At 68.4% G+C, this 15,696-nt stretch carries 17 protein-coding genes; 5 read left to right on the top strand and 12 right to left on the bottom strand.

The window, feature by feature from the left end; genetic code table 11:
• Positions 1-9 precede the first annotated feature (9 nt).
• Complete coding sequence (gene rarD / locus QE373_RS17120; RefSeq protein ID WP_309689891.1) at positions 10-894, top strand: EamA family transporter RarD; 885 nt, start codon at positions 10-12, stop codon at positions 892-894.
• Between the two features lie 80 nt (positions 895-974).
• On the opposite strand, the gene QE373_RS17115 is transcribed toward rarD, so the two are convergent.
• Genes QE373_RS17115 through QE373_RS17100 form a run of 4 tightly spaced genes read right to left on the bottom strand, consistent with a single transcriptional unit; the run spans position 975 to position 5,444 of the window.
• Entirely contained in the window at positions 975-2,294 is a 1,320-nt protein-coding gene (locus QE373_RS17115; RefSeq protein ID WP_309688829.1) for an ABC transporter permease, read from the bottom strand.
• 10 nt (positions 2,295-2,304) lie between these two features.
• A complete protein-coding gene (locus QE373_RS17110; protein WP_309688826.1) occupies positions 2,305-3,462 on the bottom strand; it encodes an ABC transporter permease in 1,158 nt (385 codons plus the stop codon).
• Positions 3,463-3,476: 14 nt separating this feature from the next.
• Positions 3,477-4,166 (bottom strand): ABC transporter ATP-binding protein, encoded by a 690-nt coding sequence (locus QE373_RS17105; RefSeq protein ID WP_123699874.1) that lies wholly within the window; start codon positions 4,164-4,166, stop codon positions 3,477-3,479.
• A gap of 51 nt (positions 4,167-4,217) precedes the next feature.
• The gene (locus QE373_RS17100; protein ID WP_309688822.1) at positions 4,218-5,444 is read right to left on the bottom strand and encodes an efflux RND transporter periplasmic adaptor subunit; all 1,227 of its coding nucleotides are present in this window, start codon (positions 5,442-5,444) and stop codon (positions 4,218-4,220) included.
• A 198-nt stretch (positions 5,445-5,642) separates the two neighbouring features.
• Between QE373_RS17100 and QE373_RS17095 the strand changes: the two genes are divergently transcribed.
• The 4 genes from QE373_RS17095 to QE373_RS17080 are packed head-to-tail and all read left to right on the top strand — an operon-like array spanning position 5,643 to position 9,147.
• The gene (locus QE373_RS17095) at positions 5,643-6,539 is read left to right on the top strand and encodes an ABC transporter ATP-binding protein (RefSeq protein WP_309688821.1); all 897 of its coding nucleotides are present in this window, start codon (positions 5,643-5,645) and stop codon (positions 6,537-6,539) included.
• A complete protein-coding gene (locus QE373_RS17090; RefSeq protein ID WP_309688819.1) occupies positions 6,536-7,312 on the top strand; it encodes an ABC transporter permease in 777 nt (258 codons plus the stop codon). Before QE373_RS17095 ends, QE373_RS17090 begins: the two co-directional genes overlap by 4 nt.
• A 6-nt stretch (positions 7,313-7,318) precedes the next feature.
• Positions 7,319-8,548 (top strand): sensor histidine kinase, encoded by a 1,230-nt coding sequence (locus QE373_RS17085; RefSeq protein ID WP_309688818.1) that lies wholly within the window; start codon positions 7,319-7,321, stop codon positions 8,546-8,548.
• Positions 8,545-9,147, top strand: a complete 603-nt coding sequence (locus QE373_RS17080; RefSeq protein WP_057507529.1) for a response regulator transcription factor — start codon at positions 8,545-8,547, stop codon at positions 9,145-9,147. Before QE373_RS17085 ends, QE373_RS17080 begins: the two co-directional genes overlap by 4 nt.
• 6 nt (positions 9,148-9,153) lie before the next feature.
• Here QE373_RS17080 and QE373_RS17075 read toward each other — a convergent pair whose 3' ends face one another.
• From QE373_RS17075 to QE373_RS17040, 8 genes are all read right to left on the bottom strand, one after another.
• Positions 9,154-9,693 (bottom strand): cytochrome b, encoded by a 540-nt coding sequence (locus QE373_RS17075; RefSeq protein ID WP_309688816.1) that lies wholly within the window; start codon positions 9,691-9,693, stop codon positions 9,154-9,156.
• Complete coding sequence (locus QE373_RS17070; protein ID WP_309688814.1) at positions 9,690-10,796, bottom strand: catalase family peroxidase; 1,107 nt, start codon at positions 10,794-10,796, stop codon at positions 9,690-9,692. The genes QE373_RS17075 and QE373_RS17070 overlap by 4 nt, the downstream gene beginning before the upstream one ends.
• 133 nt (positions 10,797-10,929) lie before the next feature.
• Positions 10,930-12,297: a leucyl aminopeptidase family protein gene (locus QE373_RS17065; RefSeq protein ID WP_309688811.1), complete on the bottom strand. Its 1,368-nt coding sequence runs from the start codon at positions 12,295-12,297 to the stop codon at positions 10,930-10,932.
• A 4-nt stretch (positions 12,298-12,301) separates the two neighbouring features.
• Positions 12,302-13,021 carry an HAD-IA family hydrolase gene (locus QE373_RS17060; RefSeq protein WP_309688809.1) on the bottom strand — a complete coding sequence of 240 codons (720 nt, stop codon included), beginning with the start codon at positions 13,019-13,021 and terminating at the stop codon, positions 12,302-12,304.
• A gap of 31 nt (positions 13,022-13,052) precedes the next feature.
• Positions 13,053-14,150 (bottom strand): AI-2E family transporter, encoded by a 1,098-nt coding sequence (locus QE373_RS17055; RefSeq protein ID WP_057507524.1) that lies wholly within the window; start codon positions 14,148-14,150, stop codon positions 13,053-13,055.
• Positions 14,151-14,218: 68 nt separating this feature from the next.
• Positions 14,219-14,740 (bottom strand): protein sip-5, encoded by a 522-nt coding sequence (locus QE373_RS17050; protein ID WP_309688806.1) that lies wholly within the window; start codon positions 14,738-14,740, stop codon positions 14,219-14,221.
• Entirely contained in the window at positions 14,737-15,216 is a 480-nt protein-coding gene (locus tag QE373_RS17045; protein WP_057507522.1) for a phage holin family protein, read from the bottom strand. The genes QE373_RS17050 and QE373_RS17045 overlap by 4 nt, the downstream gene beginning before the upstream one ends.
• 8 nt (positions 15,217-15,224) lie before the next feature.
• The gene (locus QE373_RS17040; protein WP_042613320.1) at positions 15,225-15,590 is read right to left on the bottom strand and encodes a hypothetical protein; all 366 of its coding nucleotides are present in this window, start codon (positions 15,588-15,590) and stop codon (positions 15,225-15,227) included.
• Between the last annotated feature and the right edge of the window lie 106 nt (positions 15,591-15,696).

Here is a 15,696-nt window from a genome sequence, read left to right as displayed (position 1 = left end):
GCCGCGCTGATCAGCGAACAGGAGCAGCGCCGCGGCCTTGCAGTCACCGCCTTCACCTTTGTGCTGTGGGGGCTGGTGCCGGTGTACTGGCACCTGTTGCGCGAAGTGCCCTCGTTCCAGATCATCGCCCACCGCATCATCTGGAGCACGGTGCTGGTGGTGGGCTGGCTGCTGCTGAGCAGTCGCCTGCAGTGGTGGAAAGCAATCGCCGCGCAGCCGCGTGCATTGGCCACGCTGGCGGTGAGCAGCCTGGCCATCGCGTTCAACTGGGGCCTGTACATCTGGGCCATCAACGCAGGCCACGTGATCGACACCAGCCTGGGCTACTTCATCAACCCGCTGGTCAGCGTGGTGCTGGGCGTGCTGGTGCTGAAGGAACGCCTTCGCCGCCTGCAGTGGCTGGCGGTGGCCTGCGCGGCGGTCGGCGTAGCCTGGCTGACCTGGCAGGCCGGCGCACCGCCGTGGATCGCATTGGGGCTGGCCGGATCGTTCGGCCTGTATGGCCTGCTGCGCAAGCTGATCTCGGTTGATCCGGTGGCCGGCCTGGCGGTGGAAAGCCTGTATCTGTTCCTGCCGGCGCTGGGCTTCGCGCTGTGGAGCGAGAACGGCCACGGCGGCGCCTTCTTCGGGGGCTGGGGCTGGCGCAACGACCTGCTGCTGGTCTTCGGCGGCGTGGTCACCGCCGCGCCGCTGATCGGCTTCGCCTACGGCGTGAAGCGCATCGCCCTGTCCACCGTGGGTGTGCTGCAGTTCATCGCGCCCAGCCTGGGCCTGGTGCTGGGCGTGTTCTTCTTCAACGAACCCTTCGATGGCGCGCGCGCCACCGGTTTCATCGCGATCTGGATCGGCCTGGGCCTGTTCGTCTTCGATGGCCTGCGCCGCACCCGCCGCTGAAAAAGGGGACGGAGGGGATTAAGTCGTTTATGGCATTCGAAGTGCCAAAAACGACTTAATCCCCTCCGTCCCCTTTTTCTTCAGACTTCGCGCAGGGCGGTGGTGATCGGCAGGCGGGCGGCACGCAGGGCGGGGAACAGGCCGCCGACCAGGCCGATGCCCAGCGCCCACTTCAGCCCGCTCCACAGCAGTTCCGGCGAGACGTGGAACTTGAACACCACCGCGCTGAAATTGCTGCCGATGGTGGACACGCTGTAGCCGTTGAACAGCAGCCAGGCGATCGCGCAGCCCAGCAGCCCGCCCAGCAACGCCAGCAGCATCGTCTCCAGCATCACCGCGGTCACCACCGGCAGCCCGCGGAAGCCGATCGCACGCATCGTGGCGATCTCGCGTGCGCGCGTGGCCACGGCGGCATACATCGTGTTGAGCGCACCGAACACTGCACCGATGGCCATGATGGTGCCGATGACCTTGCCCAGGATGTTGATCAGCGTGGTCAGCCCGCCGCCCTGCTTGCTGTAGTACACCCGCGTTGTTTCCACTTCCAGCTTCAGGCGCGGGTCGCCGGCGACGGCGGCCTTGAACTGCTCGAAACCGGGCTTGCCGTCGGTGCGCACCGTCACCGATTGCAGCGCGCCGCGCTGGTAGGTCGTGGCCAGGGTATCCACGTCGGTCCACAACTCCGAATCATGCGCGTCGCCGGAAGCGAACACGCCGACCACCGTCCATGCCTGGTTGCCCAGGGTCAGCGTGCTGCCCACGTCCATGTCGCGGAACTGGCTCTTCGCGCCCTGGCCCACCACCATTTCGCGCTTGCCGGTGGTGAACTTGCTGCCTTCGATGATGCGCACCCGATCATGCACCGCCCAGGCCATGTCACCGACGCCGCGGAACTGCGCATTGACATCGGTGCCGTCGGAGCGGGACACCAGGTTGACCACCTGCGACAGCTCGGCCGATAGCAGCGCGCGCCCCTTTTCGTCGCGTGCCACGCCGGGCAGGGTGGACAACAACGGAATCTGGTCGCGGGTGATCACCGAGTTGGTTTCCGCCTGCGAGCCGCCGCGCAGCACGATGGCGGTGGTGTCATCGCCGGTGCTGTTGAGCGTGGACTGGAAACCTGCGCCCATCGCCAGCATCGCCACCAGCACGCCGACCACGCCGGCGATGCCGACCACGATCACCGACGAGGCGCCCCAGCGTTGCGGCAGGCTGGCGATACCGATGCGGGTGGCGGCCAACGCCAGCCGTCCGCCGCGGGTCAGCACCAGCCACAGCGCGACCAGCACCACCACGACCAGCACGCCCTGCCACGGCAGCCAGATCCATGCCGCCAGGCCCACCGCCAGCACCACCAGCATCGCGCCGTTGAGCAGCCACTTCTTCAGTGTGTTCTTCATGTGCGGGTCCTCAGCGTCCGGCCAGGGCATCGACGATCTTCAGCCGCTTGGCGCGCAGCGCCGGCAGCAGTCCGACCACGACGCCGATCACGATGATCATTGCAATGCCCACCAGCCAGGTGGCGGTCGGCACATGCGGTGGCAGCAGGCCGCGCGTCTGCGGTGCCAGCAGCGGCAGGATGGTCGCCGCCAGACCCATGCCGATCGCACCGCCCAGCCCTACCAGCAGGATCGATTCCACCATCACCAGGGCCAGTACGGTGCGGTCCTGGAAGCCCAGTGTCTTCAGCGTGGCCAGTTCCGGGATGCGTTCGCGCACCGCCTGCGCCATGGTGTTGCCGGTCAGCAGCAGCAGGGTGAAGAACACCGCGCCCATGATCGAAGTGACGATCATGCCGATGTCCGCGAACTGCTTGACGAAGGCCTGCTGGAACGCCGATTCGGTCTGGGTCTTGGTTTCGTGGTCGGAGTTGGCCGATATCGCGTCGATCGCCTGGGCCACCCGCGAGGCATGGTCCGGGTTGTCCAGGGTGATGGTGTACCAGCTGACCTGGTTCTTGATGTAGTCGTTGGACTCATCGAAGTACTTCCAGTTCATCATCAGCTGCCTCTCCTCGTTCCCGGCCACTGCACGGTCCTTGGAGCGGAACGTGCCGACCATTTCCAGCGGCCAGTCGTTGCTGCCGCCGCGCGGGAAGATGGTGGCCTGCAACGGGATGGTGTCGCCGATCTTCCAGCCGAAATCCTTGGCCAGCGACTCGCCGACGATGGCGCCGGTGCGGGTGTCCTGCCAGCGCTTGAGCTGGTCCGGGGCGACCTCCAGTTCGCCGTAGATGTCGAAGTAGTTCGGGGCTACCGAGAAGTTCGGGAAGAAGTCCTTGGGGTCGCGGTAGATGCCACCGAACCACATGCCGTAGGTGACATCGCGCACGCCGGCCACTTGGCGGATCTGCGCTTCCAGGCGGATCGGCAGCGACTGGGTGATCGACAACCGCGAGGCGGTGATCAGCCGGTTGGCGCCTTCCACGCTGCCACCGGACATGAAGGCCACGCGCACCGAATCGAGCATGCCGAACAGCAGGAACGCGGCCACCACCGACAGCAGGGTCAGCAGGGTGCGGGTGCGGCTGCGGAACAGCTGCGCCCACACCAGGGAGAGATATTTCATCGCCGTGCCCTCGGTCAGTGCGCCAGCGGCGCGTCGGCGAGTTCGCCCTTGTCCAGGTGCACCGTATGGGTTGCGTATTCGGCAGCCTTCGGGTCGTGGGTCACCATGATGATGGTCTTGCCATGTTCGCGGTTGAGCTGCTGCAGCAGCTGCAGGATCTCTTCGGCGGACTGGCGGTCCAGGTCGCCGGTCGGCTCATCGCAGATCAGGAAGGTGGGATCGGAAACGATCGCGCGGGCGATCGCCACGCGCTGCTGCTGGCCACCGGACAGTTCGTTGGGACGGTGGCTGCGGCGGTCGGCCAGGCCGACCAGGGTCAGCGCGATCTCCGCGTTGCGCCTGCGCTGCGCAGCACCTAGGTGGGTCAGCAGCAGCGGCAGTTCGACGTTCTTCTGCGCGGTCAGCATCGGCATCAGGTTGTAGAACTGGAACACGAAGCCGACGTGGTGGCTGCGCCAGGTGGAAAGCTGGCCGCCCCCCATCTGGTCGATGCGCTCGCCTTCGATGGTGATCTCCCCGCCGCTGGGCGAGTCCAGTCCACCGATCAGGTTGAGCAGGGTGGTCTTGCCGGAACCGGAGGGCCCCATCAACGCCACGAAGTCGCCTTTTTCGATGTCCAGGTCGATGCCGTGCAGCACCTTCACCTGCTCCGGGCCCCGCTGGTAGGTCTTGGTGATGCTGCGCAATGAAACCAGGGTCGACATGCCGTTTCTCCGAGTGCGGTAATGACGGCCACCGGCCGCCGGACGGACAACCTACGAGCGTTCCTTCACCTTGCTGCCATCGCGCAACGTATCCGGCGGGCTGGTCACCACCCGCTCACCCGGGCGCACGCCCGTCAGCAGCTGACGATCCGCATTCAACGCCAGGCCGGGCGTCACACTGCGCTGCTGCACGGTGCCCTCGGCCAGCACGAAGACCACGCTGCCGCCCTCACGCTCCACCACCGCGTTGGCCGGCACGCGCACGCCCTGCGGCTTCTTCGGTGCATCCGGCCTGGCCTGTTCCAGGAAGCTCACCCGCACGCCCATCTCCGGCACGATGCGCGGGTCGCGGGTCTTGATCGCCACGCGCACCTTCACGGTGGCCTTGCCGCGGTCGGCGGTGGGAACGATGGCGATCACCTCGGCCGGGATCTTCCACTCGGGATAGGCGTTGAGCGTGGCTTCCACCGGCATCTTCGGCTGCACCCGGCCGATGAAGGCCTCGCCGACCTCGACTTCGATCTCCAGCGATTCCATGTCCACGATGGTGCCGATGCCGGTACGGGTGAAGCCACCGCCGGCCGACAGCGGCGAGACGATCTCGCCCGGCTGCGCGGCCTTGGCGGTGACCACGCCGGAGAACGGCGCGCGGACGATGTTGTTGTCCACGCCCAGGTCGGCGATGGCCAGCTGGTTGCCGGCCACCTGCACGTTGCGCTGGGCGGTATCCAGCTGCGCGCGCAGGCTGTCACGCTGGGCCACGGCCTGGTCGAACTGCGAGCGTGATACCAGCTGCTGGCCGACCAGTGCCTGCAGCCGGGTGGCTTCGGCGCCGGCCTGGGTGAGCTGGGCCTGCAGGCCGGCGACCTGGCTGCGTGCGGCCTGCACCTGCGACGCGTAGAGATCGCGCTGGGCGCCGGCATCGATCGGGTCCAGCGTGGCCATGACCTGGCCTTCCTCGACCCGCATGCCTTCTTCAATCATGACTTCGCGCACCTTGCCGGTGATCTTGGCCGAGACCGTCGCCATGCGCCGCGCCACCACGTAGCCGCTGGCATCCAGCACCGAGGCACTGCTGCCTGCCTCGCCCAGCGCCACCGCGGGTGCGGTCTGCACTTCGATGGCCTGCGGACGCAGCATCCATGCGGCCACGGCGGCACCCAGCAGCACCACCACGGCGATCACGATCCACAGCCAGCGACGGCTGCCCGGCGCGGGCGGCGGCGGCGTCCTGCGGTCGATGCGAAGTTCCTTCAACAGTTCAGCAGAGGCGTTCATAGGCACCAGGACGTTGGATCGAGCGGAGTGTGACCGCAACACCCGCCAGGGGCAAACCGCGGCCCTGCGGTCGACACAGGATGCGCGCCGGCGGGCCGCCACGGCAGTGACAGCTGTCACCTGCAGTGCCTGACGCCGGCCACTGCCTGCGCAGCGCCCGGTGGCGCACTGTCGTAGCCACTTCCCGGGAGTACCGCCATGCCGTTCCATGCCCCTCCGTTGGCCGCACTGCACGACGTGCAGGTGCGCTATCGCAATGCCATTGCACTGGCCGGTGTCAGCCTGCAGGTGCATCCCGGCGAAGTACTGGCACTGCTCGGTCGCAATGGTGCCGGCAAGACCACGGCCATCGCCGTGCTGCTGGGACTGCGTCGGCCGGATGCCGGCCAGGTGACGCTGCTGGGCGGTGACCCGCAATGTCGATCGCAGCGTGAGCAGGTGGGCGTGATGCTGCAGGACACGGCATTGCCGCCGAAGCTGCGGGTGGGTGAGCTGGTTGAGCAGTTCCGCGCCAGCTATCCACGGCCGCGGCCGTTGGCCGACTGCCTGGCCATTGCCGGCGTGCAGGACCTGCAGCAGCGCGCCTACGGCCAGCTGTCCGGTGGCCAGCAGCGACGCGTGCAGTTCGCCATCGCGCTGTGTGGTGGCCCGCGCCTGCTGTTCCTGGACGAACCGACCACCGGCCTGGACATCGAAGCGCGCCAGGCCATGTGGCACGCCATCGCGCAGCTGCGCACGGAAGGCTGCGGGATCGTGCTGACCACCCATTACCTGGAGGAAGCCGAAGCGCTTGCCAGCCGTGTGGTGGTGCTGGAGCAGGGACGCGTGCTGGCCGACGGTCCGCTGGCCACGTTCCGGCCGCAGCTGGCTCCGCGGCGGGTCCGGTGCCGCAGCGGGTTGGACGCGGCGCTGCTGCAGGGCTGGCAGGGCGTGATCGAAGCACGCCGTGCGGGCGATCATCTGGAGCTGCTGGCCGAACCTGCCGAGCCGGTAGTGGCGCGGCTGTTGGCCGAGGACCCCGAGCTGAGCGAGCTGGACGTGCGCGGCGGCGGCCTGGCCGAAGCCTTCGTTGAACTGACCCGGGAGGCCGCATGAACATCCCGCGCGTTGCCGTGGATCCACCGCGCCGGCCGCTGGCGCGCCTGCTTGCCCCCTACATCGCCGAACTGAAGGCCGAGCTGCGCAGGACCTGGCGCACGCCTGCCTTCGTGCTGCCGTGCCTGCTGTTCCCGGTGCTGTTCTACGCGATGTTCGGGGTGATGCTGGGCCGCGGGCAGGCCTCGCGTTATCTGCTGGCCACCTACTGCGTGTTCGGCGCGATGGGGCCGGCCCTGTTCGGCTTCGGCGTGCAGTTGGCGATGGATCGCGCTGGCGGCCTGCTGACGCTGAAGCGTGCCTTGCCCGTGCCGCCGTTGGCACCGCTGCTGGCGCGCCTGTTGATGGCGGTGATCTTCGCGGTGGTGGTGGCGATCCTGCTGATCGCCGCGGCGCGCACGATGGGCGGGGTCAGCCTGGCACCGCTGCAGATGGCCGGGCTGGTGGCGGTGGCGGCGCTGGTCGCGCTGCCGTTGGGAGCGATCGGCCTGCTGATCGGCAGCCATGTGGGATCGGACGCCGCGCCGGCGCTGGTCAACCTGGTCTACCTGCCGCTGGCATTGCTGTCAGGCCTGTGGGTGCCGCTGTCGATGCTGCCGGGGGTGTTCAGCACGCTTGCCCCGCTGTGGCCTACCTGGCATGCCGCGCAGTTGGCGCTGCGTGTCATCGGCCAGCCCGCCGGCGGCAGCGTGCTGATGCACGGGGTGGTACTGGGGGCGGTGACGGTCGTCGGCGCCTTGTTGGCGGCCCGTCGCCTGCGCCGCGTCGGCTGACATGGCATGATCGGCCGCGACCGTCTCCTGCTGGAATCCACCGTGCCGTTCAAGTGGTTGGCTCCCCTGCTGCGCCCCGCGCCGGATTCGGCGGTGGCCGACCATCGGCGGCGTGGGCAGTCCGGCTTGAGTGATTACATCCACCTGCTGTGGACGTCGTGGGTGTTCCTGACCCCCCTGTTCGGGGGCGGGTACACCGCGCGCTGGGCGTTGCTGACCCTGCTCAGCTATCCCACCTTCCTGTTCCTGTACGCACGCGCGATGCTGGCGCCGCGCCACCATGCACCGCGCTATGCGCTGGCGATGGTCGCGATGAGTCTGGTGCTGGTGCCGTGGTATCCGTCCGGCATCAGCTATTTCGTGTTCGGTTGCGTGATGCTGCGCGTGTGCCGCAACGGCAGCACTTGGCGTTATCTGTTGCAGTTGCTGCTGCTCAACACGGTGTTCGTCGGCACCGCGTGGCTTGCCGGCTGGGCGTGGCAGAACCTGGTCTGGATTCCCTTCATGTCGGTGGTGATCGGCCTGATATCGAACATGGAGGCGGTCAACAAGGAACGCGATGCGCAGCTGCAGCTGTCACAGGAGGAGGTGCGCCGGCTGGCGGCCACGGCCGAGCGCGAGCGCATCGGCCGCGACCTGCACGACCTGCTTGGGCACACGCTGTCGCTGATCACGTTGAAGCTGGAGCTTTCGCGCAAGCTGTACGACCGTGGCGATGCACGCGCACGGCAGGAGATCGGCGAAGCCGAAGACATCGCGCGACAGGCGCTGGCGCAGGTCCGCAGCGCGGTCACCGGCTTCCGCTCCAGCGACCTCGCCGGTGAGCTTGCCTCGGCGCGGCTGCTGCTGGAATGCCAGCAGGTCCACCTGGACTACCTGCCACCGCCGCCGATGCCGCTGGAGATCGAGCGTGCGCTGGCGCTGGTGCTGCGCGAGGCGGTGACCAACATCGCCCGCCACGCGCTTGCGGGCAATGCGCAGGTGCACTTCGCACGCGAAGGCCACAGCCTGCTGATGCAGGTGCGCGACAACGGCCGTGGCGGGGTGACCACCGAAGGCAACGGCCTGGCCGGAATGCGCGAACGCATCGCCGCACTGCGCGGTACGCTGCAGCTGGAAGCGCTGCCGCAGGGCGGCACCTGCATCACGGTGCGCGTGCCGGTGCCGGCCATGCCAACACCGATGGACCGGGCGCCGGATCCATCGCCTGCCAGCCTGTTGAAGGGAACCCCATGATCCGGATCGTACTGGCCGAAGACCAGGCCATGGTACGCGGCGCGTTGTCGGCGCTGCTGGGGCTGGAGCCGGACATCGAAGTGCTGGGCAGCGCGGCCGACGGCGAAGCGGCGTGGCGACTGTTGCAGCAGCTGCGGCCGGATATCCTGGTCACCGACATCGAAATGCCCGGCCTGACCGGGCTGGAACTGGCGCAGCGGATTGCACGGCAGCAACTGCCGATCAAGGTCGTGATCGTCACCACCTTCGCCCGTACCGGCTTCCTGCGCCGCGCGCTGGACGCAGGCGTGCTCGGTTACCTGCTGAAGGACGCGCCGGCCGACCACCTGGCCGATGCCCTGCGCCGCGTGCAGCAGGGCGCCCGCGCCATCGACCCGCAACTGGCACTGGACGCCTGGTCGCAGGCCGATCCCTTGACCGACCGCGAGCGCCGCGTGCTGCGCCTGGCAGGCGAGGGAAAGACCGCCGGCGAGATCGCAACCGAACTGGGCCTGTCGCACGGCACGGTGCGCAACTACCTGTCCGAATGCATCGGCAAGCTGGGTGTGGCCAACCGCATCGAAGCCTACCGGCTGGCCCGCCAGAAGGGCTGGCTGTAGCGCCCGCTATTTCTTCGCCATCGACTCGAACACGCCGTCGCGGCGGACCCATGCGTGGTACAGCGCGGCACCGAGGTGCATCAGCACGGTGGCGAACAGCACATAGGCCAGCAGGCTGTGCGCACTGCGCAGCGCGGTATACAGCGCGGCCGAATGCGGGGCGATCGGGGGCAGGTTGAAGCCGCTCCACAGCACGATCGGATAGCCACCGGCGGACAGCATCGACCAGCCCAGCAGCGGCATCGCCAGCATCAGCGCATACAGCAGCCAGTGCGACGCCTTCGCGGCCAGCGCCTGCCACCACGGTAGGTCGGCCGGCAGCGGCGGTGGCGGGTGGCGCAGGCGGTTGTACAGGCGCAGCAGCACCAGCAGCCCGATCGCGATGCCCAACGGACGGTGGATGTCCACCAGGGTCGGCCGCAGGTGCAGCGAGGCCATCATGGTGACGCCGATGAACAGCATCGCCAGGATCATCACGGCCATCGTCCAGTGCAGCACGCGGGCCAGCCGATTGAAGTGGCCGGGCGTCCGGTCCGGTGTGTTCATCGCGATACCCCCGCAGCTTCACCGGATGCACCACGCGCGGTCTCGCGTTCGCGGCGGTTGAACGAATGCGAATACACCGCCGAACGTGCCGCCAGCACCGCATCGTCACTGCCGCTGATTCCATCGGGCAGGATCAACGGATCGAAGTTCAGGTCGTTGCAGGCGCCTCCGGCCTGCGGCTGCATGTGCTCCAGCGACAGTACGCCGGCCTGCACGCGCGTGCGTCCGGCCGGCCAGGGGGTCGACGGGTCTTCGACCACGTCGCCGGGGCCGGCCAGGGTCACCACCAGGTTCCAGCGCACCGGCCCGCTGGCCAGCCGCGTGGCGAACTCGTCGGCCAGATGATCCAGCCCCGCAGCGGCCCGGGCTGCTTCGTCCAGCGTCACCGGCGCCGCCTGCGGTTCCCAGCTCCAGCGCACTGCCTGGCGGGTGCCGTCAGCGGCGGTGAACCAGAAACTGTTGACGCTGTTGAACTGCGTATTGGCCCAGCTGGGGGTCCATGGCGCGGTCTTCGCCCACTGCTGGAACGCCCGCGCGCTGGGGTATTTTTCCAGCACGGCGGCCATCTTCGCCGGGTCCGGCTTGCCGGTCGCCGGGTCGGGCAGCTGCGCCCGGGTCTGTTCCAGGAAGGCCTCCGGGCTGGGTACGGCGAAGAACGGGAAGCTGTTCATCGCCATCCGCCATTCCTGCCCGTTGTCACTCACCAGCTGCAGGGCGATGCTGCGCACCCGCGCCTGCGCGTCGGCACCGTGCGGATCGCCGCCGCCGATCGACAGCCGGCCCAGCACCGGCACCCGCGGCTGGTTGAACACCTGGGCGCGCGACAGCGCCGCGCCCTGCGGCGTCGGTTCGAACCAGCCGGCCACGCACACGCCCTTGCTGTGCGCGCGGCGGAAGCCCGGATGGGCCGGGCCGGTGGCTTCGATGGTGTCGGTGAACCGCTGCGCAGTGGGTCGATCACGACCTATCCAACCGGCCAGCCAGGCGAAGGCCAGCGCGATCAGACCCAGGATCAGCGCGATCAGCGCGATCCACGGCAGCGGTGAATGCGGCCGTGGGCCGCGCGGTAAGCCGCCTTTGCGGGTGAAGCGGAACAAGGGCATCGACGGTTCCTGCCTGGCATGGAAATGCGCGGTGCCCCCATCCTAAGCAAAAAAGGGGACGGAGGGGATTAAGTCGCAAACAGCCCTGTCTGGCCACTCGCGACTTAATCCCCTCCGTCCCCTTTTTCAGGAGTCAGGCGTAGCGGGCTTTCAGCATGGCCCAGGCCGAGCGCAGTGCCAGGGCTTCGCCGCCGGCGGGGCGGCCAGCGCGCTCGCCGTCGTTCCAGGCATACACGTCCAGGTGGGCCCAGCGCTGGCCGTCGGCCAGGAAGCGTTCCAGGTACAGCGCGGCGGTGACCGCGCCACCCATCCGCGAACCGGCATTGGCCAGGTCGGCGATGCCGCTGTGCAGGTAACGCAGGTACGGCCGCCACAGCGGCATCCGCCACACCGGGTCACGGGTCTGCTCGCCAGCCTGCAGCCACTGCTGGGCCACCGCGTCATCGTTGCTGAACAGTGCGGGCAGGTCCGGACCCAGCGCGATGCGTGCCGCGCCGGTCAGGGTGGCGAAGTCGAGCACCAGGTCCGGCTGCTGTTCGCTGGCGAAGGTCAGCGCATCGCCCAGGATCACCCGGCCTTCGGCATCGGTGTTGTCGATCTCCACGCTCAGGCCCTTGCGGGTGGCGATCACTTCGCCCGGCCGGAACGCATCCGGTCCGATCGCGTTCTCCACCGCCGGCACCAGCAGGGTCAGCCGCACCGGCAGGCCCTGGGCCATCACCAGCCCGGCCAGCGCCAGCGCATGCGCCGCACCGCCCATGTCCTTCTTCATGTTGCGCATGCCGTCGGCCGGCTTGATGTCCAGCCCGCCGGTATCGAAGCACACGCCCTTGCCGACCAGCACCAGCGACGGATCGGTGTCCTTGCCCCAGCGCAGCACGATCAGCCGTGGCGCGCGGTGCGAGGCACGGCCCACCGCGTGGATGGCCGGGAAATCCTGCTCCAGCAGCGCATCACCGGTGATCGCCTCCAGCTGCGCGCCGTGCGCGTTGGCCAAGGCGCGCGCGGCGTCTTCCAGCTGCTGCGGCCCCATGTCTTCGGTGGGGGTGTTGACCCAGTCGCGCACGCGCAGGCTCGCAGTGACCAGTGCGGCCACCTCGGCCGACGGGCTGGCCAGCAGCCGGGCCGGTGCACGGTTGCGCGCCTTGTAGCGGTCGAAGCGATAGCTGCCCAGTCCCCAGCCCAGCTGCAGCAGGTCCTGCTGCGCCGGCTCCAGTGCGGTGGCCAGCTTCCACACCGTGCCTTCGGGCAGCGCGTGCGGTGCATGGGCATAGCTGTACGCATCGCCTGCGTCGCCGATCCCGATCACCGCACCGGCAATGCCGTGCTCGCCCGGCAGCAGCGCCACGCTGTGGCCGCTGGCGGTGAAGTTCTGCGACTGCAGCCACGCCTGCAGCGCCGGCGGCTGGGAGGCATTCCATGCCTTGAACTGCTCCCGGTCCAGCACGTGCAGCGGCAGCGCCTGGTCGGAGGTGGCAACGAAACCGGTGATCTCGGTCATGGGGTCAGGCGCTCCTGGTTGCGCTGGCGGCGGGGTTGGCATCAAGCCAGTCGGCCAGCCCGGTGAGGGTGTCGAACTGCAGGTCGGGCTGCAGCGAAGGATGGTTCCAGCGGGCCGCTTCGCGGTTGATCCAGCAGCCGCGCAGGCCGGCGGACATCGCCCCGGCCACGTCCATTTCAACGTGGTCGCCCACGTGCAGGACATGCGACGGTGCAACGCCCAGGCGCTCGCAGGCGGCATGGAAAATGCTGGCGACCGGCTTGGCTGCACCGTGTTCGCGCGCGCCCAGCTGGAAGGCGAACAAGTGCGCCACGCCGATCCGCTCCAGGTCGGCGTTGCCATTGCTCAGCGCTGCCACCGGCACCCGGGCAGCGATGCGCTGCAGGGCATCCAGCGCATCCGGGTAGTACTCCACTTGGTTGCGCGCGGCATAGAACGCTTCGTAGGCCGGCTCCAGCAGGGCCGGGTCGGCGCCGCTTTCCTGCAGGGCGTGCTGCAGCGTCAGCCGGCGCAACGCACTCAGGTCGTGGTGCAGGTGGGGATTGTCGACGTAGGCGCGCTCGCGCAGTTCACGCATCGCCGCCTGCGGAAACATCGCGGCCGTGGCGGGACTGTGCTGCAGCATCCAGTCATGCAGCACCTGGTCGATGCGTGCGCCGATCGGAGCGAAGGGCCACAGGGTGTCGTCGAGGTCGAGGGTGATGGCTTGGATGGGAAAGTTCACCCGGCCATTCTACGCCCGTCGCCAACGGCTTTCATTCCAGCAGCCGTGACCAGCCCTGCATGCCTTCCAGCCGTGCCAGCACCAGCTTCACGCAGACCAGCAGCGGCACCGCCAGCAGCAGCCCGACGAAGCCCCACAGCCAACCGAAGATCATCAAGGCCAGGATCAGCACCAGCGGCGAGAGTTTCATCCGCCGGCCCAGCACGATCGGGGTGATCAGCTGGCCTTCCAGCGCGTGCAGGGCGAGGTAGCAGGCGGCCGGCAGGATCGCCTTGAGCGGATCGGGGAACTCGACGAAGCCGACCAGCAGCATCAGCGCCACGCCGATGAGTGGACCCACGTACGGAGCGAAGTTGAGCAGCGCGGCCATCGTGCCCCACAGCAGGGCATCCTGCATTTCCAGGCCCAGCAGCATCAGCGTGCCGGCGAACACCAGGCCGACCAGGCTGTTGATCACGGTGATGGTCAGCACGTAGCGCGACACCTCGCGTTCGATCGAGCGCAGGATATCGGTGGTGAAACGTTGTTGCTGGCGGTTGGGGAACAGCGCGATGGCGTGCCGCTGCAGGTCCTGGCCGTAGATCATGAAGAACAGGGTGAGCAGCACCACCGCCAGCACCGAAGCCAGCAGGCGCGGGGCCTGGGTGATCGCGCGGTACGGATCGTCGAGCTGGGTGCGCACCACCTGCACGCGCCGGGTGCCTTCGCCGGCGGCCACGCGGGCGAAGTTCTCGGCGGCCTGGTTGGCCTGCTGCACCGGTTTGGTCAGGTTCTGCACCTGGCGGCCGATCTTGCGCAGCTGCTGCGGCGCTTCCTGCGCCCACTCCATGGTCGGCACCACCAACTGCACGGCCAGCGCCGTGGTGGCACCCAGTCCCACGACGATCACCAGGATGGCGCCGAGTGCACGCGGTACCCAGATGCGTTGCAGCAGCCGCAGGATCGGGTTGCCCACCAAGGCGAAGAACATCGCCAGCAGGATCGGCAGCACCACCGGCTGCGCTGCCCACAGCGTGAACGCGACGGCAAGCGTGGCCAGCACGACCAGCGATACCGGCGCGCGCGGACGCGAAGGCGGTGGCGCTACGAGGGACGGTTCGGCCGGGACGCTGGAAAGGGACTCGCTCATCGTCGCACCGGCAGGGGAAAAGTTCCCCATTATCCGCCCGCCGCGATCAACGCGGCGGGTTCACCGTGTCAACGTTCGGACAATTCGGTTGCGGCTTCTGCCGGGCGTGGACCGATGGAATCATCCGGGTCCTGGCGGCCGAGACCGGCCTGGGCAGGCGCCCGCGGCGCGGATGCCGCAGATGCCGCGGCCGCCGCGCCAGCGGCTGCACCGGCAGCGGCAGCGGTCGCACCGGGGTTCACCGCATCATCTACTTTGTCTGCAGCGGCGTCGGCCTGCTCTGCGGCATCGTCTGCCGCTCCGGCCGCATGCGCGGCCATCGCCGAAGCGAACGCGGCCTGGCCACTGGCCAGCAGGTTGGATACCGAGCCGACCATCTGCAGCCAGCGGGCGCCATTGACCTTGCCGGGGATTTCCAGCTTGCCGACGACGAAGCCGCTGGCCACGCCGGCAACGATGATGCGCAGCGGCGACCAGCCACTGCGCCACACCTGGCTGAGTACGCCCCAGTGGTCCTGGGTATCGACCAGCCGCACCGCGACCACCTGTTCGCAGCGCTTCACCCGGCTGCGCAATACGCTGAACTTCATGGCTTGCCCTCCGGGATCTTGACGCCGGCATCGGGGTCTTCTTCATCGCCGGGCTCGTCGAACAGGCCCAGCTTGGACAGCTGCCGGCGGGTGGAATGCATGCCGGTGTGGTGGAAGAAGTAGGACACCCGCCACGCGGCCACGCCGGTTATCGCCAGGCTGAGCAGCGAGGTGATCAGCAGCGCATGCAACCAGGACATGCCCCAGCTCTGCAGCAGGGCGATCAACGTGGCCGCCATCAGCAGCCACGCCGATGCGCCGAACACGATTGCTACCCCGGACCACGCCAAGGCACGGCCGAAGGCACTGCGTGCCAGAGCGAAGTCAGCCGACGCGAGCCGGCGCAGCGAGCGGAACGAATGCTTCGCCGCATCCACCGTCGCGCGGCTGGCCTGGCTGACCTGGCGGATGCTCTCATCCAGCGGCGGGGTAGCCGCTGGATCAGGCCCGTTGGCGGTGTTGTCGCTTTCGCTCACGCCGCGGCTTACTTGTCGCCGCCGCTACGGGCGAGCTTGGCAATCAGCCAGCCGGCAGCGAAAGCGACGCCGAACGACGCCAGCGGACGTTCGCGGATCAGTTCGGCGGCGCTGTCGACCAGGTCCTTGCCCTTGTCCATCAGTGCATCGACCTGTTCCTTGGCAGCGGCACCGCCGAACTCGGCAGCGGCCAGGCCGGACAGGGCGGTGTCGGACAGTTCGGCCTTGACGTTGGCCTTGCCGATCCGCAGTTCATCGCCGGCCGCACCCGTGGCGCCCTTGATGGCGCTGCCAGCCGCGTTGGCGGCCGACTTCAGGTGGGTGGAGGCTTCGCCCAGGTGATCCTTCAGGTTTTCGGTATTGGTGGGGCTCATCGCAATCTCCTGCTTCAGTGAGTAAGGCGGCCGCCATCCCGACATGCGGGATGGCCACGGACGACATGGATACCATCGCCCGGGTATAGGGGGCGTTACGGTACGT

This window comes from Stenotrophomonas sp. SORGH_AS_0321, assembly GCF_031453215.1.
Lineage (GTDB): Bacteria > Pseudomonadota > Gammaproteobacteria > Xanthomonadales > Xanthomonadaceae > Stenotrophomonas > Stenotrophomonas chelatiphaga.
This window is presented reverse-complemented; position numbering and strand designations above follow the sequence as displayed.